23 protein-coding genes are annotated in these 22,913 nt (G+C 56.9%); 10 read left to right on the forward strand and 13 right to left on the reverse strand.

Annotated elements, in window-relative coordinates:
- The first annotated feature begins 31 nt into the window (after positions 1 to 31).
- Positions 32 to 703: a peptide-methionine (S)-S-oxide reductase MsrA gene (msrA, locus tag AC2FPW_RS18280; RefSeq protein ID WP_496814864.1), complete on the forward strand. Its 672-nt coding sequence runs from the start codon at positions 32 to 34 to the stop codon at positions 701 to 703.
- Here the strand turns inward: msrA and AC2FPW_RS18285 are convergent.
- Positions 700 to 1,572, reverse strand: coding sequence for a ribokinase (locus AC2FPW_RS18285; RefSeq protein WP_496814865.1), 873 nt, complete (start codon positions 1,570 to 1,572; stop codon positions 700 to 702). The two genes, msrA and AC2FPW_RS18285, sit on opposite strands and share 4 nt — an antisense overlap.
- Before the next feature lie 3 nt (positions 1,573 to 1,575).
- Complete coding sequence (locus AC2FPW_RS18290) at positions 1,576 to 3,831, reverse strand: NADP-dependent malic enzyme (protein ID WP_267363735.1); 2,256 nt, start codon at positions 3,829 to 3,831, stop codon at positions 1,576 to 1,578.
- Between the two features lie 161 nt (positions 3,832 to 3,992).
- Between AC2FPW_RS18290 and mutS the strand changes: the two genes are divergently transcribed.
- Entirely contained in the window at positions 3,993 to 6,608 is a 2,616-nt protein-coding gene (mutS, locus tag AC2FPW_RS18295) for a DNA mismatch repair protein MutS (protein ID WP_496814971.1), read from the forward strand.
- A 56-nt stretch (positions 6,609 to 6,664) separates the two neighbouring features.
- Here mutS and AC2FPW_RS18300 read toward each other — a convergent pair whose 3' ends face one another.
- A complete protein-coding gene (locus AC2FPW_RS18300) occupies positions 6,665 to 7,228 on the reverse strand; it encodes a nucleotide exchange factor GrpE (protein ID WP_480494021.1) in 564 nt (187 codons plus the stop codon).
- Positions 7,229 to 7,238: 10 nt separating this feature from the next.
- The gene (hrcA, locus tag AC2FPW_RS18305) at positions 7,239 to 8,303 is read right to left on the reverse strand and encodes a heat-inducible transcriptional repressor HrcA (RefSeq protein ID WP_209506888.1); all 1,065 of its coding nucleotides are present in this window, start codon (positions 8,301 to 8,303) and stop codon (positions 7,239 to 7,241) included.
- A gap of 112 nt (positions 8,304 to 8,415) precedes the next feature.
- Between hrcA and rph the strand changes: the two genes are divergently transcribed.
- The 4 genes from rph to AC2FPW_RS18325 are packed head-to-tail and all read left to right on the forward strand — an operon-like array spanning position 8,416 to position 11,240.
- A complete protein-coding gene (gene rph / locus AC2FPW_RS18310; protein WP_267363729.1) occupies positions 8,416 to 9,129 on the forward strand; it encodes a ribonuclease PH in 714 nt (237 codons plus the stop codon).
- A complete protein-coding gene (gene rdgB, locus AC2FPW_RS18315; RefSeq protein WP_480482522.1) occupies positions 9,126 to 9,740 on the forward strand; it encodes an RdgB/HAM1 family non-canonical purine NTP pyrophosphatase in 615 nt (204 codons plus the stop codon). The genes rph and rdgB overlap by 4 nt, the downstream gene beginning before the upstream one ends.
- The gene (hemW, locus tag AC2FPW_RS18320) at positions 9,730 to 10,884 is read left to right on the forward strand and encodes a radical SAM family heme chaperone HemW (RefSeq protein WP_496814866.1); all 1,155 of its coding nucleotides are present in this window, start codon (positions 9,730 to 9,732) and stop codon (positions 10,882 to 10,884) included. The genes rdgB and hemW overlap by 11 nt, the downstream gene beginning before the upstream one ends.
- 2 nt (positions 10,885 to 10,886) lie before the next feature.
- The gene (locus AC2FPW_RS18325) at positions 10,887 to 11,240 is read left to right on the forward strand and encodes a YbaN family protein (protein ID WP_480482526.1); all 354 of its coding nucleotides are present in this window, start codon (positions 10,887 to 10,889) and stop codon (positions 11,238 to 11,240) included.
- Here the strand turns inward: AC2FPW_RS18325 and AC2FPW_RS18330 are convergent.
- The 7 genes from AC2FPW_RS18330 to AC2FPW_RS18360 form a co-directional block, all read right to left on the reverse strand.
- Positions 11,230 to 12,126, reverse strand: coding sequence for a ParB/RepB/Spo0J family partition protein (locus tag AC2FPW_RS18330; RefSeq protein ID WP_496814867.1), 897 nt, complete (start codon positions 12,124 to 12,126; stop codon positions 11,230 to 11,232). The two genes, AC2FPW_RS18325 and AC2FPW_RS18330, sit on opposite strands and share 11 nt — an antisense overlap.
- 20 nt (positions 12,127 to 12,146) lie before the next feature.
- On the reverse strand, positions 12,147 to 12,950 hold the full coding sequence (locus tag AC2FPW_RS18335) for a ParA family protein (protein WP_209506882.1): 804 nt from the start codon (positions 12,948 to 12,950) through the stop codon (positions 12,147 to 12,149).
- The gene (rsmG, locus tag AC2FPW_RS18340; protein WP_480482530.1) at positions 12,943 to 13,563 is read right to left on the reverse strand and encodes a 16S rRNA (guanine(527)-N(7))-methyltransferase RsmG; all 621 of its coding nucleotides are present in this window, start codon (positions 13,561 to 13,563) and stop codon (positions 12,943 to 12,945) included. The genes AC2FPW_RS18335 and rsmG overlap by 8 nt, the downstream gene beginning before the upstream one ends.
- Complete coding sequence (mnmG, locus tag AC2FPW_RS18345; protein WP_496814868.1) at positions 13,560 to 15,437, reverse strand: tRNA uridine-5-carboxymethylaminomethyl(34) synthesis enzyme MnmG; 1,878 nt, start codon at positions 15,435 to 15,437, stop codon at positions 13,560 to 13,562. The genes rsmG and mnmG overlap by 4 nt, the downstream gene beginning before the upstream one ends.
- A gap of 3 nt (positions 15,438 to 15,440) precedes the next feature.
- Positions 15,441 to 16,727 carry a tRNA uridine-5-carboxymethylaminomethyl(34) synthesis GTPase MnmE gene (gene mnmE / locus AC2FPW_RS18350; protein ID WP_496814869.1) on the reverse strand — a complete coding sequence of 429 codons (1,287 nt, stop codon included), beginning with the start codon at positions 16,725 to 16,727 and terminating at the stop codon, positions 15,441 to 15,443.
- Positions 16,728 to 16,758: 31 nt separating this feature from the next.
- Complete coding sequence (gene rho, locus AC2FPW_RS18355; RefSeq protein WP_267364726.1) at positions 16,759 to 18,030, reverse strand: transcription termination factor Rho; 1,272 nt, start codon at positions 18,028 to 18,030, stop codon at positions 16,759 to 16,761.
- Positions 18,031 to 18,152: 122 nt separating this feature from the next.
- A complete protein-coding gene (locus AC2FPW_RS18360) occupies positions 18,153 to 18,602 on the reverse strand; it encodes a CopD family protein (protein ID WP_496814870.1) in 450 nt (149 codons plus the stop codon).
- Between the two features lie 404 nt (positions 18,603 to 19,006).
- Between AC2FPW_RS18360 and AC2FPW_RS18365 the strand changes: the two genes are divergently transcribed.
- The 4 genes from AC2FPW_RS18365 to dnaQ are packed head-to-tail and all read left to right on the forward strand — an operon-like array spanning position 19,007 to position 21,741.
- The gene (locus tag AC2FPW_RS18365) at positions 19,007 to 19,606 is read left to right on the forward strand and encodes a Maf family protein (protein ID WP_496814871.1); all 600 of its coding nucleotides are present in this window, start codon (positions 19,007 to 19,009) and stop codon (positions 19,604 to 19,606) included.
- On the forward strand, positions 19,603 to 20,436 hold the full coding sequence (locus tag AC2FPW_RS18370; RefSeq protein WP_496814872.1) for a shikimate dehydrogenase: 834 nt from the start codon (positions 19,603 to 19,605) through the stop codon (positions 20,434 to 20,436). Before AC2FPW_RS18365 ends, AC2FPW_RS18370 begins: the two co-directional genes overlap by 4 nt.
- A complete protein-coding gene (gene coaE, locus AC2FPW_RS18375) occupies positions 20,433 to 21,026 on the forward strand; it encodes a dephospho-CoA kinase (protein ID WP_496814873.1) in 594 nt (197 codons plus the stop codon). Before AC2FPW_RS18370 ends, coaE begins: the two co-directional genes overlap by 4 nt.
- Positions 21,019 to 21,741, forward strand: a complete 723-nt coding sequence (dnaQ, locus tag AC2FPW_RS18380) for a DNA polymerase III subunit epsilon (RefSeq protein WP_267364721.1) — start codon at positions 21,019 to 21,021, stop codon at positions 21,739 to 21,741. Before coaE ends, dnaQ begins: the two co-directional genes overlap by 8 nt.
- Before the next feature lie 24 nt (positions 21,742 to 21,765).
- Here the strand turns inward: dnaQ and secB are convergent, their stop codons facing one another.
- Complete coding sequence (gene secB / locus AC2FPW_RS18385) at positions 21,766 to 22,266, reverse strand: protein-export chaperone SecB (RefSeq protein ID WP_209506872.1); 501 nt, start codon at positions 22,264 to 22,266, stop codon at positions 21,766 to 21,768.
- A 54-nt stretch (positions 22,267 to 22,320) separates the two neighbouring features.
- Positions 22,321 to 22,821, reverse strand: a complete 501-nt coding sequence (locus AC2FPW_RS18390) for an FxsA family protein (protein ID WP_496814874.1) — start codon at positions 22,819 to 22,821, stop codon at positions 22,321 to 22,323.
- Positions 22,822 to 22,913 lie beyond the last annotated feature (92 nt).

Genomic DNA, 22,913 nt, shown 5'->3' on the forward strand with positions numbered 1-22,913 from the left:
CGTCAATCTCACCTTAAAAAGGAGACCTGTCATGATGCGGACTGCTTATTTTGAAACCGTCAGACCAGCCCTTCTGTTTACACTGATTGCATTGGCTGCACTGTTGCGCGCGCTGCCTGCCCCGGCTGCGGGAACCGAAACGCTGACGGTGGCTGGCGGGTGTTTCTGGTGCGTGGAATCCGATTTCGAATCCGTGCCCGGCGTAATCGGGGCGGTGTCCGGATATACCGGCGGCACATCTGCGGACCCGACATATGATCAGGTTTCAAAAGGGGGAACCGGCCACTACGAGGCGGTTCAGATCACGTTCGATCCGGCGCGGGTCTCTCGCGCGTCACTTCTGAACATGTTTTTCCGCTCGGTTGATCCGACAGACGCAGGTGGCCAGTTCTGCGATCGGGGCGACAGCTATCGAACTGCGATATTCGTCTCTAACACAGGCGAAAAGGCGTTGGCAGAACAAGCCATAGCAGACGCACAGCAAGCGCTGGGCCAGACCGTTGTCACCCCTGTTCTGAGCGCAGGACCCTTTTACCCCGCCGAAGCGTATCATCAGGATTATTACAAAGGCAACAAACTGGTCCTTACCCGCTTTGGACCAAAGCGCCAGCACAACGCCTACAAAGCGTATCGCAAAGCCTGTGGTCGTGACGCGCGCGTCAAGCAGCTTTGGGGCGGGGATGCCCCATTTGCAGGGTCCTAGTCAAAGGATGCGTCACGCACTTCTTTCAGATCGGGAATGACATCCGCCGTTCCGTGCCGCATGACCATCAGGGCTGCGGCGCGGTTTGCCTGCAAAATGGCCTGCTCCATTGGCATTCCGCGATCCATGCCCGCCAGCACATAGCCGGTGAAGGTGTCGCCTGCCCCTGTGGTATCCACCGCCCGCACCTTATGCGCGGGAAACTCGACCGGATCGTTGCCCTGCTGCAAATACCTTGCGCCTTTTGAGCCGAGGGTAACAATGACATGCCGAACAGGCAGATCAGCAATGCTCTGACCGGTTTCCTGGCGCAGCTGTTCAGCCTCCACCTCATTCAGGATCAAGAAATCCAGATAAGGCAGAACGCCCTGAACGGCCGGTGCCTGAAACGGGGCCGCGGCATAACAGACGGTCAGGCCAAGCTTGCGCCCCAGCTGCGCCGCCTCGACCTGGGCATTGGTTTCATTCTGCAAGATCAGCAGATCACCGGTGTTTGCCGAGGCCAGCGCCTGCCCCAGATGGGCGGGTTCCAATGCGTGATTGGCCCCGGGATACAGGATAATCAGGTTCTCACCCTCGGCATCCACCGCAATGATGGCGTGGCCTGTGGGAACATCCACCTCAGAGATATGGCGCGTATCCACACCATATTCCGTCAGTCGATCCTTGGCCCAGCGCCCATCGGGCCCCACGGCACCTATATGGCTGACGCGTGATCCCGCACGCGCCGCGGCCACCGACATGTTGGCCCCCTTGCCGCCCAGGAACCGATCCAGCCTACGGGCAGCCAGAGTTTCCCCCGGTGCAGGCAGATGCGGCAGGTCATAGACCATATCCGCGTTGATCGAGCCGAGATTCCAGATCGTCATGATTTATCCGATGTCGCAAGAGGCCAGAATGGCCATGTTCAGAATATCGTTTGCGGTCGAGACGGTCGAGCAGATCTGGATCGGCTTGTCGATGCCTGACAGGATCGGGCCAATCACGGTCGCACCACCCATTTCCTGCATCAGCTTGGTCGAGATTGATGCCGAATGCCGGGCCGGAACGATCAGGATATTCGCCGGACCGGTCAGGCGCGAGAACGGATAGGCCGCTTGCTGTTCGATGTTCAGGGCGACGTCCACCGTCATTTCACCCTCGTATTCAAAGTCGACGCCGCGCCGATCCAGAACAGCCGGGGCGCGGTGCATCTTTTCGGCACGTTCTGACACCGGATAGCCAAAGGTCGAGAAGCTGACAAAAGCGACGCGCGGCTCCAGCCCCATATGCCGGGCAACTGCGGCCGAACGCTCGGCAATATTCGCCAGATCGTTTTCGTCGGGCCATTCATGTACCAACGTGTCGCCAATCAGAACAATCCGGCCTTTATGCAGCAAAGCTGTCACACCGGCGGCACCGTTGGCTGCATCGGCATCAAACACATGGTTGATCCGGTCAAGCACATGCGCGGACTTGCGGGTTGCGCCAGTGACAAGACCATCACCATGCCCATGGGCCAGCATCAGCGAGGAAAACACGTGCCTGTCCCGTGCGGCCAGACGGTGAATATCTTTGCGGTCAAAGCCCTTACGCTGCAGGCGCTGATACAGGAAGTTCGAATAGGTTTCGAGATGCGTGGTATTGGCCGCATTCACGACCTCGATTTCACGCACAGCGTCGCCCAGGCCCGTTGCTTCCAGTTTGGTCTTCACATCGTCCGGCCGACCCACCACAAGCGCCTTGCCGAAACCAGACCGCTGATACATGACCGCTGCGCGCAATACCCGGGGATCGTCGCCCTCGGCGAAAATCATGCGGCTTTGCGCCTGACGCGCTCGGGCGTTCAGACCGCGCAGGATGCTGGCGGTCGGGTCCATCCGGGATTTCAGACTCAGCTCATACGCGTCCATGTCGATGATCGGACGGCGCGCGGCACCGGTGTCCATCCCCGCCCTGGCAACAGCCGGCGGAATGCGGTGGATCAAACGCGGGTCGAACGGGGTGGGGATGATATAGTCACGCCCAAAGGTCAGCGACTTGCCATAGGCCATTGCGACCTCATCCGGCACATCCTCGCGCGCCAGATTTGCAAGTGCGTGGGCACAGGCGATCTTCATCTCATCATTGATGGCGCGGGCGTGAATGTCCAACGCACCGCGGAACAGGTAGGGGAAACCCAAAACGTTATTCACTTGGTTTGGATAGTCGCTGCGCCCGGTGGCAACGATCGCATCCACGCGAACCTCGTGCGCTTCTTCCGGAGTGATCTCGGGGTCGGGGTTGGCCATCGCAAAGATGACAGGATTGTCGGCCATGCTGGCGACCATATCCTGCGTGACCGCGCCTTTCACCGAAACGCCCAGGAACACATCCGCCCCCTTCATCGCGTCTTCCAATGTGCGCAAGTCGGTTGTGATCGCGTGGGCCGATTTCCACTGGTTCATGCCCTCGGTCCGGCCCTGATAGATCACGCCTTTGGTATCGCAGACAATGCAGTTTTCGTGCCGCGCGCCCATTGCCTTGAGCAGCTCGATACAGGCAATCCCAGCCGCACCTGCGCCATTCAGAACGATTTTCACGTCCTCGATCTTCTTACCCGAGATATGCAGCGCGTTCAGCAGGCCCGCAGCACAGATCACGGCTGTGCCGTGCTGGTCATCGTGAAAGACGGGGATGTCCATCTCTTCCTTCAGGCGCTGTTCGATGATGAAACACTCGGGCGCTTTGATGTCTTCCAGATTGATGCCGCCAAAGGTTGGCCCCATCAGACGCACTGCACGGCAGAATTCATCCGGGTCTTCGGTGTCCAGCTCGATATCGATCGAGTTCACGTCGGCGAACCGTTTGAACAGGACCGATTTGCCTTCCATCACCGGTTTCGAGCCCAGCGCGCCAAGGTTACCAAGGCCCAGCACCGCCGTCCCGTTCGAGATTACGGCCACCAGGTTGCCCTTGTTGGTATAGTCATAGGCCGTTTCCGGGTTTTCCGCGATGGCCTCGCAGGGAACGGCCACGCCCGGGCTGTAGGCCAGCGACAGGTCACGCTGCGTTGTCATGGGGACGGTGGCCTGCACCTCCCACTTGCCGGGGGTGGGGTCCAGGTGAAAGGCCAATGCCTCTTCTTTGGTGATCTTCGCTTTGGGCATCTTAAATGTCGTTTCCATGACTTCAGGGCTGACGCCTCATAGCGCAGGAGAACGCCCGCCTCAACGAGAATGAGTTTTCGGCTTTTACAGAAGATGCGGGATTTGTAAGGTCGCGCCCGGAATACGCCAAAAGGGGGCCGATTTTGTCCACAGTCACGCCAATGATGGCGCAATACCTCGAAATCAAACAGGCCCACGCGGATGCCCTGCTGTTTTATCGCATGGGTGATTTCTACGAGATGTTCTTCGAGGATGCCGTCAACGCTGCCGAAGCGCTGGATATCGCGCTGACCAAGCGTGGCAAGCACAATGACGAAGACATCCCGATGTGCGGCGTGCCGGTGCATTCGGCCGAAGGATACCTTCTGACACTGATCCGCAAGGGCTTTCGCGTTGCGGTCTGCGAACAGATGGAAAGCCCGGCCGAAGCGAAGAAAAGAGGCTCTAAATCGGTCGTAAAGCGTGATGTCGTGCGACTGGTCACACCCGGAACACTGACCGAAGATGCGCTGCTTGAGGCGCGCCGGCACAACTTTCTGGCTGCCTATGCCGAGGTCCGGGACGAGGCCGCGCTTGCCTGGGCTGATATTTCAACGGGCGCGTTTCACGTGATGCCCCTGACCTCGGTCCGGCTCAGCCCCGAGCTTGCCCGGCTTGCGCCCTCTGAACTGATCGTGGCCGATGGGGCGCAGGAAAAGCTGAACGAAATGCAGGTTGATCTGGGAATTTCACTGACCCCGGTCGGGCGCGCCAGCTTCGACAGCACGGCGGCGGAAAAGCGCATCTGCGGGCTGTTTCACGTGGGCGCCTTGGACGCGTTCGGCAATTTCGGCCGCGCCGAAGTGTCCGCGATGGGCGCGCTGATCGACTATCTGGAGATTACGCAAAAGGGCAAACTGCCCCTGCTGCAAACGCCGCTGAAAGAATCTGAGGATCGAGTCGTTCAGATCGACGCCGCCACACGTCGCAATCTGGAGCTGACCCGCTCGCTGTCCGGCGGGCGCGCAGGGTCGCTTCTTTCTGTCGTAGACCGGACCGTTACCCCCGGTGGCGCGCGATTGCTGGAACAGCGGCTTTCAAGCCCTTCTCGAAATCTGGATGTGATCCATGCCCGGCTTGATGCAGTCAGTTTCGCCGCTGGTGACAGCCTGATCGCGTCTGATCTGCGCGAAGCCTTGCGCAAAACCCCGGATCTGGACCGCGCCCTGTCGCGTTTGTCGCTCGAGCGCGGCGGACCTCGTGATCTGACAGCCATTCGCAATGGTTTGACACAGGCAGTCACGATTGCCGAAATCTGCGCGGATCAGGATTTGCCGGTGTTGCTGGCAACCGCGCTTCAGAACCTCGTTGGTTTCGATGACTTGCTGACTTTACTGGACGAGGCGCTGGTGGCCGAACCCCCGCTTCTGACCCGCGACGGAGGCTTTATCGCGCCAGGTTTTGACGCTGAACTGGACGAGGCCCGCACCCTGCGCGACGAAGGCCGGTCCGTCATCGCCGGGTTTCAACGAAAATATGTCGAACACACCGGCATCACCTCGCTGAAAATTAAGCACAACAACGTGCTGGGCTACTTCATCGAAACCACGGCCACCCATGCCGAAAAGATGCTGAACCCACCCTTTAGCGAAACCTACATCCATCGCCAGACGACAGCTAATCAGGTGCGGTTTACAACCGTCGAACTGTCCGAGATCGAAACGCGTATCCTGAACGCCGGAAATCTGGCGCTGGAGATTGAAAAGCGGCTCTATCAAAGGCTTTCCGGCGCTATTTTGGACCTCGCTTCCCGATTGAATCAAGCCGCCCGCGGGCTTGCCGAACTGGACCTGACGACCGCTCTGGCTGATCTTGCGCGGGGTGAAAACTGGTGCCGTCCAAGGGTTGATGCCTCTCGCGCATTCAATGTGCAGGGCGGTCGACACCCGGTTGTGGAACACGCCCTCCGGCGGCAAAGCGGCGATGCATTCATTTCCAATGATTGCGATCTGACCGTCGAAAACGGCGCAGCGATATGGTTACTGACGGGTCCGAACATGGCCGGTAAGTCAACCTTTCTGCGCCAGAACGCCCTGATCGCACTACTTGCCCAAATGGGCAGCTATGTTCCGGCCGAAGAGGCGCATATTGGCGTCGTCAGTCAGCTGTTCAGCCGCGTCGGAGCCTCGGACGATCTGGCGCGGGGGCGGTCGACCTTCATGGTCGAGATGGTCGAAACCGCCTCCATTCTGAATCAGGCCGATGACCGCGCATTGGTGATCCTGGACGAAATCGGTCGTGGCACCGCCACCTATGACGGCCTGTCCATCGCCTGGGCCACATTGGAACACCTGCACGCGGCCAACAAATGTCGCGCATTGTTTGCCACGCATTATCATGAGCTTACGGCTTTGGCTGGCAAACTCGAAGGTGTCGATAACGCCACCGTAGCGGTCAAAGAGTGGGATGGCGAAGTCATCTTCCTGCACGAGGTTCACAAGGGCGCGGCTGATCGGTCTTATGGGGTGCAGGTTGCGCAGCTGGCCGGTTTACCCGCTTCTGTCGTCGAACGTGCCCGGGTGGTTCTGGACCAGCTTGAAAAAACCGAACGCGAAGGCGGCAAGCAAAAGGCGCTGATTGACGACCTGCCGCTGTTCTCGGCAGCCGCGCCGCCACCCCCGCCCGCACCGAAAACCTCGCCAGTGACCGAGATGCTGGAGGGTGTCCTGCCCGACGAACTGACCCCGCGCGAGGCGTTGGATCTGATCTACAAATTGAAAGAGGCGGCCAGATCCTGACCGCCCTTCATCTTTTCAAAAATACTCTCGCCGAAGGCTTGGCTTTGAAAAGCCAATCAGCTTGCTGGCGTTGAAGAGACCCCGACCTGAGCCGGACGCAACAGTCGGTCGTGCAGCATGAAACCTTCGGCGGACACCTGGATGATGTCCCCTGCCCGCGTGCCCGGGACCGGGGCCTCGAACATTGCTTCGTGCACATTCGGATCAAACCGGTCGCCAACCTGGGGTGTAATCACTTCGATCCCGTGTTTCTGGAACACATCCTTCAGGGCACGCATGGTCAGTTCGACGCCTTCCAGCAGTCCAGCGGCAACCTCTTTCTGCTCGTCGGTCGCGGCCTCGAGCGCGCGCTTCATGTTGTCGTAGACGGGCAGCATATCACGGGCCAGCTTGGAACCGCCATACTGTTCGGCATCGCGGCGCGCCTTGTCACCGCGTTTGCGCGCGTTCTCGGCGTCAGCAAGCGCGCGCATGAATTTGTCTTTATACTCATCCCGCTCAGCGCGCAGCTCGTCCAGCTCCAACGCCTCGTCACTGATCTCAGCAAACTCCTCGGCCAGCTCTTCCGCTTCTGCCGCCATGATATCGTCCAGAAAATCTTCGTTCTTGGGCTCTGCCATCTCTTACCCTCTAGCTCCGGTCGGATATCAGCTTGCCGACCAGTTGCGCCGTATAATCCACGATCGGCACGATCCGTCCATAATTCAGACGCGTGGGTCCGATGACCCCGACCGCACCGATTATCTTTCGATCAGCGTTCATATATGGAGACACCACCAAAGAGGAACCCGAAAGTGAGAAAAGTTTGTTCTCAGACCCAATAAAAATGCGCACACCCTCGCCGCCTTCCGTCAATTCGAGGAAATCCGCGATGTCGCGCTTGCGCTCCAGATCATCAAACAGGCTGCGAATACGCTCCAACTCTCCGGCCTGACCGGGTTCGTTCAACAGATTCGCCCGCCCCCGCACGATCAAACGGGCCGAGTCGGCTCCGTCTCCGTCCCAGGCCGCCAGCCCGCTTTCGACCAGCTCGCGCGCCAGCGCATCTATTTCCTGCTTGCGTGCCTGAATCTGTTTCTGCATCTGACGGCGCACTTCACTGAGTGTGCGCCCCTCAATCAGCGCATTCAGAAAATTCGCAGCCTCGCGCATCGAACTGGGCGTCTGGCCGGGCGGTGGTGTGAACAGGCGGTTTTCGACATGGCCGTCAGAAAAAACCAGCACCACCAAAGCCTTGTCATGCCCCAAAGAGACAAATTCGATATGTTTTATTTCGGCTTCATGCTTAGGCGTAAGAACCAGCGACGCACCTTGTGTCACGTGTGACAGAGCTGACCCGACCCGATCCAACATTCCGCCAACATCACCCGTGTTAGAGCCTAAAGTCTCTTCCAGTTTTTGCTTGTCGTCGACGCCCAGATCGCCAACCTCAAGCAAACCGTCCACGAACATCCGCAGACCTTGCTGCGTCGGTACCCGGCCCGCGCTGATATGCGGGCTGTCCAGAAGGCCCAGAAACTCCAGGTCCTGCATCACATTGCGCACGGTTGCGGCACTGACTTTTTCAGACAGGGTACGTGTCAGGGTGCGGCTTCCAACCGGCTCTCCGCTTTCCAGATAACTTTCGACGATCAACCGGAACACCTCGCGTGACCGGTCGTTCATCTCGTCCAGAATTTTGCTCGCTTCACTCATGCGTTTTCCCCTGCTGGTTCATCATTAAATAGCAGGCAAATGAAAGGTCAATCGGGGTTGCATCGTAACGCTGCGGGGCGGTATCCCCAACCCAGCAAACAAAGGATTTCCCATGCGACCCTCTGGAAGAGACTTAAGTGAAATGCGCGCCGTTTCAATTGAAACGGGGTTCACCAAACATGCCGAAGGTTCCTGCCTGATCAAGATGGGCGACACCCATGTGCTGTGCACCGCCACGATCGAAGATCGGGTACCCCCTTTCATCAAGGGTTCGGGGCTAGGCTGGGTCACCGCCGAATACGGTATGCTGCCCCGCGCCACCAACACCCGGATGCGGCGTGAAGCGGCCTCGGGCAAGCAAGGCGGGCGGACAGTGGAAATCCAACGCCTGATCGGTCGCGCCCTGCGGGCAGGCGTCGACCGGGTTGCACTTGGCGAACGGCAGATCACCGTTGATTGCGATGTGATCCAGGCCGATGGCGGCACCCGCTGTGCCTCGATCACCGGCGGCTGGGTTGCGCTGCGATTGGCCGTCAACAAGCTGATGAAAGCAGGTGACGTGATTTCAGATCCGCTGGTTGATCCGGTCGCCGCCGTGTCCTGCGGGATCTATGCGGGCCAGCCTGTGCTGGACCTTGACTATCCGGAAGACAGCGAGGCCGGTGTCGACGGCAACTTTATCATGACCGGGTCAGGTAAACTGATCGAAGTCCAGATGAGCGCCGAAGGTTCTGTTTTCAGCCGCGCCCAGATGGATCAGCTAGTGGATCTGGCGGAAAAAGGCGTTGCCGAGCTGGCCGCTGCCCAGAAAGCCGCCACCGCATGACCCGTAAGTTTGACAGCGACAGGCTGCTGGTCGCGACCCACAACAAAGGCAAGCTTGAGGAGATGGCGCATCTCCTCGAACCTTTTGGCGTGACGGTTGTAGGTGCGGCGGACATGGACCTGCCCGAACCGGAAGAGACCGAGGACACCTTTGTCGGCAATGCCCGGATCAAGGCCCACGCCGCCGCAAAGGCCACCGGGCTGCCTGCCCTGTCAGACGATTCCGGAATCACCATCGACGCGCTGGACGGCGCGCCGGGTGTTTATACCGCGGATTGGGCCGAAACCGCCAATGGGCGCGACTTCCTGATGGCGATGACCCGCGCCCATACTGAGCTAGAGGCAAAGAACGCCCCCCATCCCCGCACAGCGCAATTCCGAAGCACACTGGTGCTGGCCTGGCCTGATGGGCATGATGAGGTGTTTGAAGGCATTGCCCCCGGTCATTTGGTCTGGCCCATCCGCGGCGAAGGTGGATTCGGCTATGACCCGATGTTTGTTCCCGAAGGATACGACATTACCTTTGCCGAGATGGATCGCTGGGAAAAGAACAAGATCAGCCATCGCGGTCGCGCGGTTGAGAAGTTCGTGAAAGGCTGCTTTGGCGGATGATTGGCGCAACGGGGGCTTTGGCCTGTACGTACATTGGCCCTTTTGCGAGGCCAAATGCCCCTATTGCGACTTCAACAGCCATGTTTCCAAGAATATCGATCAAAAACAATGGCGTGACGCCTATCTGAGCGAATTGCGGCGCTCGGCCGTCGAAACCCCGGATCGAGTGCTCAACACGATCTTTTTCGGCGGTGGAACCCCGTCGCTGATGGACCCGGAAACCGTTGCTGCCGTGATTGGTGAGGCCCGTGCGCTCTGGCGCCCTTCCAACACCATGGAAATCACGCTGGAGGCAAATCCCGGATCGGTCGAGGCCGGGCGGTTCGCGGCCTATCGTGATGCAGGTGTCAACCGGATATCGATGGGCGTGCAGGCGCTCAACGACGAAGACCTGCGCCGCTTGGGGCGGATTCACACTGTGGCCGAGGCCCGCGCTGCCTTTGACATCGCCCGTGATTGTTTTGAACGGGTCAGCTTTGACCTGATCTATGCCAGACAGCACCAAACGCTGGATGCCTGGCGGGCCGAGTTGAACGAAGCTTTGTCCATGGCCGTGGATCACCTGTCGCTGTATCAACTGACAATCGAAGATGGCACCGCTTTTGGCGATCGTTATGCTGTCGGAAAACTGCGCGGCTTGCCCGAAGATGACAGTGCGGCCGACATGTACCTTGCAACACAAGAGATTTGCGAGAAACACGGCCTGCCCGCCTATGAGGTGTCCAACCACGCCCGCCCCGGTGCAGAGTCGCAGCACAATCTGGTCTATTGGCGTTATGGGGATTATGTCGGCATTGGCCCCGGCGCTCATGGGCGGATTACTGTGGATGGTCAAAAACACGCGACCGAGACCCATCTGAACCCGCAACGTTGGCTTGACGCCGCCACGAAGGGTTGCGGAGAAAAGAAACGCTATGTCCTTTCGCTTGAAGATCAGGCGAACGAATACCTTATGATGGGCATGAGGATTTCAGAAGGACTAGATGTAGATAGGTGGGAGGCCCTGTCGGGCCGTCCACTTCCAGACGAAACCGTGGACCATCTGGTCGGCATTAATATGATTGAACGTGATAACAACAGGCTCAGAGCAACACCAGCGGGGCGCGCCGTGCTGAATGCTGTAATCCGGGAATTGATGGGCTAGATATGCAGTATCTTTGGGCGGGGCTGGGATTGCTTTGCGTTGCGATGGCCGCGATTGGGGTTGTTCTGCCTCTTCTTCCAACGGTTCCGTTTTTGTTGCTGGCAGCGTTTTTCTTTGCGCGATCCTCTTCACGGTTGCACAACTGGCTTCTGTCGCACCGGATTTTCGGGCCAATGATACTGGATTGGCAGAGTTCGGGCGCAATACGCCCGGCCGCAAAAAAGGCAGCAACCTTATCGGTCGCCGCCGTTTTAGGGGTGTCTTTGCTCCTATCCGTTCCGCCCTTCGTGCTGATCCTTCAGGTCATTGTTCTGGGCGGCGTCCTGATATTTATCTGGACCCGCCCTAACGGCTGAGCTTTGCACAAAGATCGTCAAGCTGATCCAGGTTTTCATATGTCAGAACAACCTGACCGGATTCTGTTCCCGCCTTGTGGTTGATTGATACATTCATTGCCAGAATCGCAGACAGGTCTTTTTCCAGCGCGCGTGTATCAGCATCTTTTCCGGCATCCAGATTCCTGGATCTGGGAGCAGGTCGTGCAGTGTCGCCCTGCTGCTGTTTCTTGACCAGCGCTTCGGTCGCGCGCACAGACAGACCATCCTTGACGATCTGCTTTGCCAATTCCGAGGGATTATCCGCCGTAATCAGTGCACGCGCATGACCAGCCGATAATTTCCCTTCGATAACAAGAGTTTGCACGTCAATTGGCAGAGACAAAAGCCGCAACAGGTTCGCAATATGGCTGCGGCTTTTCCCCAAAGCCTCAGCAAGCTTTTCCTGCGTGTGGCCAAAGCGATCCATCAACTGCCTGTATCCGGCAGCCTCTTCCACCGCGTTCAGATCAGCGCGCTGGATGTTTTCGATGATCGCAACTTCCAGTACCTCGGTATCATCGAATTCGCGCACAATCACAGGGATCTCGTGCAGCTGCGCCATCTGAGCAGCCCGCCACCGGCGTTCACCAGCGACGATTTCGTATTCTCCGACCCCTGTTGGACGTACGATCAAGGGTTGGATGATACCTTTTTCCCGAACCGACGCGGCAAGCTCATCCAATTGTTCGGGCTGAAATGTGCGTCGCGGCTGATTTGGGTTTGCCTTCAGCTTTTCAATCGGAACCTTCAGATCAGGTCTGCGCACGTCAGATGGTATGCGGTTACCCGCCTCTGGATTAACGTCCGCCATGAGTGCGGATAATCCGCGGCCCAACCCTCTGGATTTCGCTTTCCTGGTGCTCATGTCGGCCTCCTCTCCACCGCTCATGCTGCGGTCTTGTTGTTCTTATGCATGATCTCACGGGCCAGATGCCGATACGCCATCGCACCAAGTGATCCCGAGTCATACTGCAATACCGGCAGCGCATAGGATGGCGCCTCGCTGACCCGCACATTCCTGGGTATCTTTGTTTTAAAAACCATCTCGCCCAAATTGTCACGCGCATCCTTTTCGACCTGACGGGACAAGTTGTTGCGGTTGTCATACATGGTCAACACAACACCTTCGATTCTCAGGTCTGGATTCGCGGTTTGCCGGACCTCCCGAATCGTCAGCATCAATTGCGAAAGGCCCTCCAGCGCAAAGAACTCACTTTGCAGCGGCACAAGGACAGAATGGGCGGCAACCATCGCGTTTACCGTCAAGAGGTTCAGTGACGGCGGGCAATCAATCAGGATGAAATCCAGCTCAAACGCGTCCACCGCCGTCTGACGCAGCGCATCATGCAAAAGATAGCTGCGTTTTTCGTTGGAAATCAGCTCGATATCCGCCGAGCTCAGGTCAACCGTTGCAGGGACAACCAAAAGGTTCTCGATCTCCGTCTCCTGAACCACTGCCTCCAAAGGCGCGTCGTCCAGAATGAGGTCATAAGTGGTCCAATCCCGATCTTCGACCCCTAATCCGGTGGATGCGTTCCCTTGTGGATCGAGGTCAACCACCAATACCCTGCAACCAGCTTCGGCCAGTCCGGCCGCCAGGTTGATCGCTGTGGTTGTTTTCCCTACTCCGCCCTTCTGATTGGCAACCGCTATTATCCGGGGTCCGGACGGTCGAGACAGATCAACCACGTGATACTCCTTTGATCTTAAGGATAACGGCCTGAGGTTCAGTTAAACTTGTAATGGCCTCAGCATCGAAATTCCATTCCTCACGCGCCTCATCCAGCTCTTTTTTCCAGTTTGCACCTTTGGGCAACAGCGCGGTCCCGTTTTCACCTAAATGTCTGTCACAAAATGATAACAATGTACGCAAATCCGCCAGCGCGCGCGCCGAAACGATGTTTGCGCCGAGGGGTTCAACCACCTCAATCCGCTTGGAAATCACTTTACACGACACGCCACATTCACGGGCAACGTTACGCAGAAATGCCGATTTTCGCTGGTCGCTTTCCACAAGAGAGAAACTGGCGGCCGGAACTTCCTCGGCCGCAATAATGGCGCACACCATCCCGGGGAACCCGCCGCCACTGCCAAGGTCCACCCAGGTGTCAAACGTTTCAGCGCATCGAAAAACCTGGACAGAATCCAGAATATGCCGATCCCAAATGAATTCCAGGCTATTGCGCGAAACAAGATTTATCCTGGGGTTCCAGTGGTTCACCAGATCAACATAGATTTTCAGACGCTCAAATGTTTCACGTGAAACATTCAAGCCATCAAACTTGGAATAATCGACCGTCATGCCTGACGTGCTCGTTGATCCCGGCGCAATTTCGCCAGAACAAGGGTCAGGGCAGCCGGAGTAACACCTTCGACACGGCTTGCTTGCGCTATGTTCGACGGCTTGGCCTGCGACAGTTTTTGCTTCATCTCAGAAGACAGCCCGTCCAAGCCAAAATAGTCAAACTCACGTGGGATAACATAGGATTCATCCCGCTTCATGGCCTCAACATCGCGCTTTTGCCGATCGATATAGTTTGCGTAAAGCGCGTCGCGTTCGATTTGAAGCCGGATCGCCACATCAACATCTTGTAGATCAGGTATCAGAGGGAATAAGTCCTCGAAGGATGTATCCGGAAATGCCAGAATCGCCATTCCATCTCGGCGGTTTCCATCCTGGTTGACGTTGATCCCAGCCGAAAGAACTTCCTTGGGTGTGTATGTGCGTGCGGTCAACTTGGATTTCGCCGCATCAAGCTGGCTCATTTTCTTTTCAAAATATGCCTGTCGCTTCTCTCCGACACAACCAAGTTCCAACCCAATCGGTGTCAACCGTTGATCGGCATTGTCTGCCCGCAAAGACAGACGGAATTCAGCTCTGGAGGTAAACATTCGATAGGGCTCTGCCACACCACGGGTCGTCAGGTCGTCTATCATCACGCCGATATAGCTGTCTGATCTGGTGAAAATGACCGGTTCGCGGCCCAGTACATCCAGCGCCGCATTGAGGCCGGCGACCATCCCTTGTGCTGCGGCTTCCTCATATCCTGTGGTTCCGTTGATCTGCCCTGCCAGATATAGTCCCGGAACGTCGGGTAGCGACAAGGACGCGGTTAAGATACGAGGGTCCACATAATCATATTCAATCGCATAGCCCGGTTGCAGAATATTCGCCTTTTCAAGCCCTTTGATCGACCGAACATATTCCAACTGCACGTCCTGAGGCAGTGACGTTGAAATACCGTTGGGGTAAATCGTGTGGTCATTTACGCCTTCGGGCTCAAGGAAAACCTGATGCGAGTCCTTATCTGCAAAGCGCACAATCTTGTCTTCGATCGAAGGGCAGTATCTTGGACCTATGCCATCGATATGGCCACCATACATCGCCGATTTTGAGAGGTTTGCTTCGATGATTTCATGCGTCTTTGCATTGGTGTGTGTAATACCGCAGGAAATCTGAGGCGCGACAACCGATGTTGACAGGAAAGAAAACAAGGTCGGGTCCTCATCCCCGTCTTGTTTTTCCAAACCCGACCAGTTGATCGTGCGCCCATCCAGACGCGGCGGTGTGCCGGTTTTCAAGCGTCCCAGCGGAAGGTTATAGCTATCCAACCTCTCGGCCAGTTTTATTGACGGGCAATCTCCCATCCGCCCACCAGCCCGTGACACGTCGCCGATATGGATGACGCCGCGCAGGAAGGTTCCGGAAGTCAGAACAACGGCTTTGGCGATCACTTCCGACCCATCTCCGAGCACGACACCGGCGACACGGTGTCCGTCCATCAGAAAATCTACAACCTCCCCAACGATAACGGACAGGTTTTCCCGATTGCTGATTTCGTTTTGCATCGCCGCCCGGTACAAGGCGCGATCAGCCTGCGTTCTGGGACCCTGAACAGCCGGACCTTTTCTCCGGTTCAGCAGTCGGAACTGGATACCAGCCTGGTCAGCGACACGGCCCATTACACCATCTAGCGCGTCAATCTCTCGTACCAGATGTCCCTTCCCCAACCCGCCGATGGCCGGGTTACAGGACATGACACCGATATCGGTCGCGGATAATGTCACCAAAGCGGTTTTCGCACCCATCCTGGCAGCGGCGTGCGCAGCCTCCGTACCGGCATGACCAGCCCCAACCACGATGACATCAATGTTTGAATGTTTCACGTGAAACAATCCTTATTTTCCCAAACAAAAGCTGGAGAAGATTTCATCCAACAGTGTTTCGACATCTATTCTGCCAACCAGAGATTCAAGTGCCCGTATGGCGGTTCTTAACTCCTCCGCAGCGATATCATACAGGTCCGGGCCTGATTCCAGAACCGTGATCGCAGCAGCAAGTGAATCCGATGCCTTATTCATCGCAGCGCGGTGGCGTTCACGCGTGGCAATACCATGTGTTGTGGTTCTATCACTCAAGACCCACGAAATCTGGTCTACAAGCGCGTCAATCCCCTGTCCTGTCTTTCCCGAAACACCCTCAGTTGTACCCACACGCAGGTCCGCTTTGGGTAGAACGTGGATATCGCCGTCCTGCATGGCCACACCCAGATCTTCCGGTGCTTCGGCCAGGAAAACACGCAGGTCCGCCGCATCTGCCCGTTTTCGAGCCAGCTCGATCCCAAGATTTTCGACGTGATCTTCAGTATCCCGCAACCCGGCCGTATCCAGCAATGTCACCGGCAAACCAGCCAGATCCATTCGAACCTCAATCACGTCCCGGGTCGTGCCTGCGTATTCCGAAGTAATCGCAGCCTCGCGCCCCGCAAGCGCGTTCAGCAGGGTTGATTTACCTGCATTAGGAAGGCCGACAATAGCCACCTCAAATCCGGTACGAATACGCTCGGCGATTTTCACCCCATCAGCTTCTCGACGAAGATCTGCCAGAACTCCGCTTGTCAAACTACGGACTTCCGGCGTGACGTCAGTGGGGACGTCTTCATCAGCGAAATCTATGACCGCTTCCAGCAACGATGCCGCGCGGATCAAATCGCGCCGCCAGCGCTCGGCCAGCGTGCCAAGCTCACCGGCCAGAATGGTTTGGGCCTGCTTACGCTGTGCCTCGGTTTCCGCGTCAATCAGGTCTGCCAGGCCTTCGACCTGTGTCAAATCCATCTTACCATTTTCAAGGGCCCGGCGTGTGAACTCACCCGGGTCCGCCAGTCGTAGACCATCGGTGTTCGACAAACAGCGCAGAACCGCATTGACCGAGGCCGTGCTGCCATGGATCTGAAGTTCTGCCACGTCTTCACCGGTGAAACTTGCCGGTGCCTGAAAGGTCAGAACCAGACCATCATCCAGTCGTGATCCATCCTGGTCCCGCAGGATGCGCAAAACCATTCCCCGCTTGGGCAGTTCCGTGTCGCACAGACATGCGGCTGCGGAATGTGCTTCGGGGCCAGAGAGGCGAATGACCGCCACCCCTGCTTTGCCTTGCGCGCTGGCCAAGGCGAATATCGTATCCATTCGAAGGCCTCGCTGGGGTCTAAGACCTGTGTCAGGTGTTCATCGAATCGAAGAACTCGCCGTTTGTCTTCGTCTGTTTCAACTTCGACAACAAGAACTCGATTGCGTCGGTGGTGCCCATCGGATTGAGGATACGGCGCAGAACGAAGGTCTTGGCCAGATCGCCCTTGTCGACCAGCAGGTCCTCTTTCCGAGTACCGGATTTGAGGATGTCGATCGCCGGGAACACGCGTTTGTCTGCAATCTTGCGGTCCAGAACGATTTCCGAGTTACCTGTACCTTTGAATTCTTCAAAGATCACCTCGTCCATCCGGCTGCCGGTATCGATCAGTGCGGTGGCGATAATGGTCAGCGATCCGCCCTCTTCAATATTCCGGGCCGCACCGAAGAAACGCTTGGGCCGCTGCAACGCATTCGCATCCACACCACCGGTCAGAACTTTACCCGAGGACGGAACAACGGTGTTAAACGCCCTACCAAGTCTTGTGATCGAGTCGAGAAGAATAACAACATCTCGTTTATGTTCGACCAAACGCTTGGCCTTTTCAATGACCATCTCCGACACGGCCACGTGACGCGTTGCGGGCTCATCGAAGGTTGACGACACAACCTCACCCTTAACCGAGCGCTGCATGTCGGTCACTTCTTCCGGGCGTTCGTCGATCAGCAGGACGATCAGATAACACTCCGGGTGGTTCTGTTCGATCGAATGCGCGATGTTCTGCAGGATCACGGTTTTACCGGTCCGCGGCGGTGCCACGATCAATGAACGCTGACCTTTACCGATCGGCGCAACCAGATCGATCACGCGCGCTGACTTATCCTTGATGGTGGGGTCTTCGATTTCCATCTTCAGACGCTCATCCGGGTACAGAGGCGTCAGGTTGTCGAACAGGATCTTGTGCTTGGCCTTTTCGGGATCTTCAAAGTTGATCATGGTGACTTTGGTTAGCGCGAAATAACGCTCATTCTCATCCGGCGCCTTGATCTCGCCCTCGACCGTGTCCCCGGTCCGCAATGAGTGCAGACGGATCATATCGGGCGAGACATAGATATCGTCAGGACCCGGCAGATAGTTCGCCTCGGGCGAGCGCAGAAAGCCGAACCCGTCCTGTAGCACTTCCAGTACGCCATCACCGCCGACGGTCCAGCCATCATCGGCACGTTCGCGCAGAATCTGGAACATCATTTCGCCCTTGCGCATGGTCGAGGCGTTTTCGATCTCCAGCTCTTCGGCCATGGCCAGAAGGTCTTTGGGGCTTTTGGCTTTCAGGTCGGCCAGATTCAGGGATTCATTGGACATGATACATACCTTCACCGCTGAGAACGCGGCTTGAAGTGGAATTTCAGTACGGAAAATACGCCGCCCGGACGGGCGTGTTGTGATCTACATAAGCGCAGCGCCGTTCGGAGTCAAACAGGCGTTCAGAACTTCAGAATGACCGCCAGAACGATGGCAACCATCAGAATGGTCGGAACCTCGTTCATCATGCGATACTGCCGCCCAGTGAGCTTATTCTGGCCTGCCAGGAAATCCTTCCTTCGGGCCATAAGCCAATGGTGGAACCAGGTCATCGCGATCACGCCCGCACCTTTGACCCAGGGCCATGCAAAATCCCATCCGACGATCCCCGGTGTGAACACCATGATCAGCCCGCATACCCAGGTTACAACCATCGCGGGGCGCATGATCACCCGCAGCAGCTTGTCTTCCATTTCAAAGAAGATGTCTTGCGCACCCTCTAAGGCCTGCGCTTTTTCGACATGATAAACAAACAGTCTTGGTAAATAGAACAAGCCCGCCATCCATGAGATCACGGCCATGATATGTAATGACTTCACCCACGGGTAAATCGTGAAAAGAAGGTCTGTCATGCCGGCTCCGAACGTTGTTCGGAACTCTCCCTAATAAAAAAATAAGAAAAGAAAAAGGATGATGGTTTTGTAGGGTGCCAAAAATCCGTGGATTACTTTTTTACCCTAGCGTTTTCCCCAAGGGGACAGAATATCTGAGATCGCCAGTGATTCTGTTGATAGTGGGAAATTAATATAAAAATCAAATATTTACAATGGTTCTGCCATACTTGATCTGTGGATAACCCGATGGGTATCGCTGGATAGATCTGTTATCCCAAGAGTTGGAGTTATCCTTGTCCCAACAGGATGAGATTTGAGCGACTCGGGGATCTTTGCCACAAAATTCCCAGGGTTGCGTGTCAACCGGAAAACCATACAAAACACCCCAGAACTCTCATCGATTTGCACACGGGGTTTTCCACATGTCTGTCCCCATTCTTCTGGCTTCGGGATCCGTTATTCGCGCGCAATTGCTCAGGAACGCAGGTGTGCCGTTTGCGGTTCAAACGGCGCGCGTGGATGAAGAGGCGGTCAAAAGGGCGTTGCTGGCAGAGGATGCCTCACCACGCGATATTGCTGATACGCTGGCTGAGATCAAAGCGCGTAAGGTCAGCGACAAGAACCCCGGCGCCATGGTGATCGGGTGTGATCAGGTGCTGGATTTCGAAGGGCAGCTGCTGTCAAAGCCCGAAACCCCGGAACAGGCGCTGGCCCAACTGAAAGCCATGCGCGGCAAGCGGCACATGCTTTTGTCCGCAGCTGTGATCTATCAGGACGGTGAGCCGATCTGGAGGCATGTAGGGCAAGTGCGTTTGCGGATGCGGGCCAGTTCCGATGCCTATCTGAAAGACTATGTTGCGCGGAACTGGGACAGCATTCGCCATGCCGTCGGAGCCTACAAGCTGGAAGAAGAAGGCGTTCGCCTGTTCGCCACCATTGACGGCGACTATTTTAACGTTTTGGGTATGCCCCTGTTAGAGCTTCTCAACTTTCTGGCTGTCAAAGGGATGATCGAGCAATGACGGACAATCGGGTTCCTTTGGCCGGAGTGATTGGGCATCCCATCGGGCATTCGCGCTCTCCCAAGCTGCACGGCCATTGGTTAAAGACCTATGGGCTTGCCGGGCATTATATCCCGATGGACGTCGCCTCTGCTGATCTGGAGACTGTGCTGCGAGCCCTGCCCAAAGCGGGCTTTGTCGGGGCCAACGTGACCGTTCCGCACAAAGAAGCGGCGTTGAAGATCGCAGATCACGTTTCTGACCGTGCAACCGTGATCGGTGCTGCAAATACACTGGTGTTCCGAACTGATGGTTCGATACATGCAGATAACACCGACGGGTACGGGTTTATGGAAAACCTGCGCAGTGGCGCACCTGACTGGAATGCGAAAGATGGCCCGGCGGTTGTGTTTGGTGCCGGGGGTGCTGCCCGTGCCGTTTTGCAGGCCTTGTCTGATGCCGGGGTGCCGGAAATCCTGCTGACCAACCGAACCCGCGCCCGCGCGGATCATCTGAAGGAAGAGTTCGGCCAACGCATTCGCGTGGTCGATTGGGTTCAGGCGGGGAATGTCATCGAAAATGCCGAACTGGTGGTCAATACGACCTCACTGGGGATGCAGGGCCAGCCAGAGCTGCGCGTGCCGTTGGATGGGTTGCAGCCCGGTGCCGTGGTAACGGACCTGGTCTATGCTCCGTTGAAAACCCGCCTGCTGCAAACTGCTGAGGAGGCCGGATGCACCACGGTCGATGGTCTCGGGATGTTGCTGCATCAGGCCGTTCCCGGGTTTGAACGCTGGTTTGGGGTCCGCCCCGAAGTAGACGCGGATACGCGCGCGGCGGCCCTGGCATGAGTTTTGCGCTTGGCCTGACAGGCTCAATCGGTATGGGGAAAAGCACCACAGCGCAGATGTTCGTTGAAGAAGGGTGCGCATTGTGGGATGCGGATGCGGCAGTGCATCGGCTGTATGCTATTGATGGAGCAGCGGTTGAACCAATGCGGGCAGCCTTTCCTGATGCGATACTTGATGGGGTGGTCAGCCGAGACGCGTTGAAACGGATTATCGCGGATGACCCGGCCACGTTGAAAACGATTGAGGCGATTGTGCATCCACTGGTCGCTGCTGACCGCGCAGAATTTCGCGAAAGCGCTACAAGCGACATCCTGGTGTTCGATATTCCGCTTTTGTTTGAAACGGGCGGTGATGCAGCAATGGATGCGGTGGCCTGCGTTTCGGTCCCGGCCGAAGACCAAAAGCGACGCGTTATGGAACGGGGCACGATGACCGAGGCGCAGTTCGAGCAAATCCGCGCCAAGCAGATGCCAAACGATGAAAAATGCGCGCGGTCGGATTTTGTGATCGTGACCGATACTCTGGACCACGCCCGCGCGCAGGTGCAGGATGTGGTCAGGCAGATACGGGCGGGGATGGCACATGCGTGAGATTGTACTGGATACCGAAACCACCGGGTTTGACCCCGAAAGCGGGGATCGGATCGTGGAAATCGGCGCCGTTGAGCTGTGGAACCACGTTGCCACCGGTGAAACCTATCACGTCTATATCAACCCTGAACGCTCGATGCCGGAAGAGGCGTTTGGCGTGCATGGTATTGGTCCCGATCTGCTGGACACCCCGCGCCCGCCGGAAAAGGGCGAAGTGACGCTGAAAGACAAGCCGGTCTTTGCAAAGGTTGGCCATGGGTTTCGCGAATTTGTTGGCGATGCGCGGTTAGTGATCCACAACGCCTCATTCGACATGAAGTTCCTGAATGCCGAGCTGAAATGGATGGGTGCCCCGCTTATCCCGATGGAGCAGGCGTTGGATACACTGGCAATTGCCCGTAAACGGTTCCCCGGCTCTCCGGCGTCACTGGATGCGCTGTGCCGTCGCTTCAATATCGACAACTCGAACCGTGTGCTGCACGGCGCGTTGCTCGACTCGGAAATTCTGGCCGAGGTTTATCTGGAATTGATCGGTGGACGGCAGCCTGATTTTGGTCTGTCGACATCCACATCTTCTGCGGACGGAGGCAGCGATGATTGGCGAGCCACACCGCGCAGCAGGCCATTACCATCCCGGATCACCGAGGATGAACGCGCAGCACATGAAGCTTTCGTTGAAAAACTGGGCGAGAATGCCTTGTGGACCCGCGCCTGATCCGGTCAGGCACGGGTCAAAATCTTACGCGTCGGCTTTTTGGGCCTGTTCGGCCTGACGGCGCATCAACTCGTTGCGATAGAGCGCGACGAAATCGATATTGTCCAGGTTGACCGGCGGGAAGCCGCCATCGCGAGTGATGTCGCTGACGATGCGGCGCAGGAACGGGAACAACATGCGCGGGCATTCGATCATCAGGAATGGGTGCAGCTGATCTTCCGGCACACCTTCCACGTGGAACATACCGCAATAGTCCAGTTCGCACAGGAACAGTATGTCGTCCATGCCTTTAGCTTTGGATGTCAGGTTCAGCTTGATCGAAACTTCGAACTGATGGTCCGCCGCGCGTTTTTTGGCGTCCAGATTCACCTGAACGGCGATTTCGGGTTGTACGTCTCCGGAAACGCCCTTTTGCGCCATCACGTTTTCAAAGGACATATCGCGGATGAACTGCCCCAGAACACGCATCTGAACCTGCGGGGCGGCTTGGGCCGCAGTGTTTTCTGCAGCGTTTTCTTCGGCCATGGATCTACTCCAAAAATGAAATTCGCCACTGCTTAGCAAGTTGGGCGCGGCACCTCAATGCTGGTGGGGACCTTCCACCCATTTCGAAGGCTTCGAGGGGTCTTTTTTTGGCCGAACTTCGGTGAATTCCCCATCGATGATATCGCCCTGATCGAACGGGTTCCCCCGGGTTTGATATCCGGGGCCCGGCCCCATCTGGAACTGGGTCACGGTAACCTTGGATTTCAGATAGCGGAAAACGGCGACGCGGACACCGGGAACTAACAACGCAAAACCAACGGCATCAGTGAAAAAGCCCGGTGTCAGCAACAAAGCGCCCGACAACAGGATCATTGCCCCATGGGCCAGCGGTTCGGTCGGATCGTCCAATTCGGCAAAGGACCGTTGCAGCTGTCCAAGCGCCATGCGACCTTGTGTCCGTACCAAAACCGTGCCCAGAACCGCGGTCAGCACTACGATGGCAAGTGTCGGCCACAACCCAATCAAACCACCAACCTGAATAAACAGCGCGATTTCGATTATGGGCACCAACAAAAATGCCAAGAACAGATACATTTGCGTTATCCTTTCCCTTAGGCCGGGCTGTGGACTTGCCACTCACTGTCACCTACATAGTGGCATGAGGCCGTGTATACAAAGTCGCGGCG

Source organism: Ruegeria sp. SATB027 (assembly GCF_059613825.1).

What these genes read in the sequence shown, in the direction of transcription:
- AC2FPW_RS18390 (WP_496814874.1), bottom strand. Translation starts at nt 22,821, where the DNA reads ATGTATCTGTTCTTGGCATTTTTGTTGGTGCCCATAATCGAAATCGCG.
- AC2FPW_RS18370 (WP_496814872.1), top strand. Translation starts at nt 19,603, where the DNA reads ATGACGGACAATCGGGTTCCTTTGGCCGGAGTGATTGGGCATCCCATC.
- mutS (WP_496814971.1), top strand. Translation starts at nt 3,993, where the DNA reads ATGATGGCGCAATACCTCGAAATCAAACAGGCCCACGCGGATGCCCTG.
- rph (WP_267363729.1), top strand. Translation starts at nt 8,416, where the DNA reads ATGCGACCCTCTGGAAGAGACTTAAGTGAAATGCGCGCCGTTTCAATT.
- secB (WP_209506872.1), bottom strand. Translation starts at nt 22,266, where the DNA reads ATGGCCGAAGAAAACGCTGCAGAAAACACTGCGGCCCAAGCCGCCCCG.
- hrcA (WP_209506888.1), bottom strand. Translation starts at nt 8,303, where the DNA reads ATGAGTGAAGCGAGCAAAATTCTGGACGAGATGAACGACCGGTCACGC.
- rsmG (WP_480482530.1), bottom strand. Translation starts at nt 13,563, where the DNA reads ATGACGGTCGATTATTCCAAGTTTGATGGCTTGAATGTTTCACGTGAA.
- AC2FPW_RS18330 (WP_496814867.1), bottom strand. Translation starts at nt 12,126, where the DNA reads ATGAGCACCAGGAAAGCGAAATCCAGAGGGTTGGGCCGCGGATTATCC.
- coaE (WP_496814873.1), top strand. Translation starts at nt 20,433, where the DNA reads ATGAGTTTTGCGCTTGGCCTGACAGGCTCAATCGGTATGGGGAAAAGC.
- dnaQ (WP_267364721.1), top strand. Translation starts at nt 21,019, where the DNA reads ATGCGTGAGATTGTACTGGATACCGAAACCACCGGGTTTGACCCCGAA.
- AC2FPW_RS18290 (WP_267363735.1), bottom strand. Translation starts at nt 3,831, where the DNA reads ATGCCCAAAGCGAAGATCACCAAAGAAGAGGCATTGGCCTTTCACCTG.
- AC2FPW_RS18285 (WP_496814865.1), bottom strand. Translation starts at nt 1,572, where the DNA reads ATGACGATCTGGAATCTCGGCTCGATCAACGCGGATATGGTCTATGAC.
- AC2FPW_RS18365 (WP_496814871.1), top strand. Translation starts at nt 19,007, where the DNA reads ATGTCTGTCCCCATTCTTCTGGCTTCGGGATCCGTTATTCGCGCGCAA.
- mnmE (WP_496814869.1), bottom strand. Translation starts at nt 16,727, where the DNA reads ATGGATACGATATTCGCCTTGGCCAGCGCGCAAGGCAAAGCAGGGGTG.
- AC2FPW_RS18325 (WP_480482526.1), top strand. Translation starts at nt 10,887, where the DNA reads ATGCAGTATCTTTGGGCGGGGCTGGGATTGCTTTGCGTTGCGATGGCC.
- rho (WP_267364726.1), bottom strand. Translation starts at nt 18,030, where the DNA reads ATGTCCAATGAATCCCTGAATCTGGCCGACCTGAAAGCCAAAAGCCCC.
- AC2FPW_RS18360 (WP_496814870.1), bottom strand. Translation starts at nt 18,602, where the DNA reads ATGACAGACCTTCTTTTCACGATTTACCCGTGGGTGAAGTCATTACAT.
- rdgB (WP_480482522.1), top strand. Translation starts at nt 9,126, where the DNA reads ATGACCCGTAAGTTTGACAGCGACAGGCTGCTGGTCGCGACCCACAAC.
- AC2FPW_RS18300 (WP_480494021.1), bottom strand. Translation starts at nt 7,228, where the DNA reads ATGGCAGAGCCCAAGAACGAAGATTTTCTGGACGATATCATGGCGGCA.
- msrA (WP_496814864.1), top strand. Translation starts at nt 32, where the DNA reads ATGATGCGGACTGCTTATTTTGAAACCGTCAGACCAGCCCTTCTGTTT.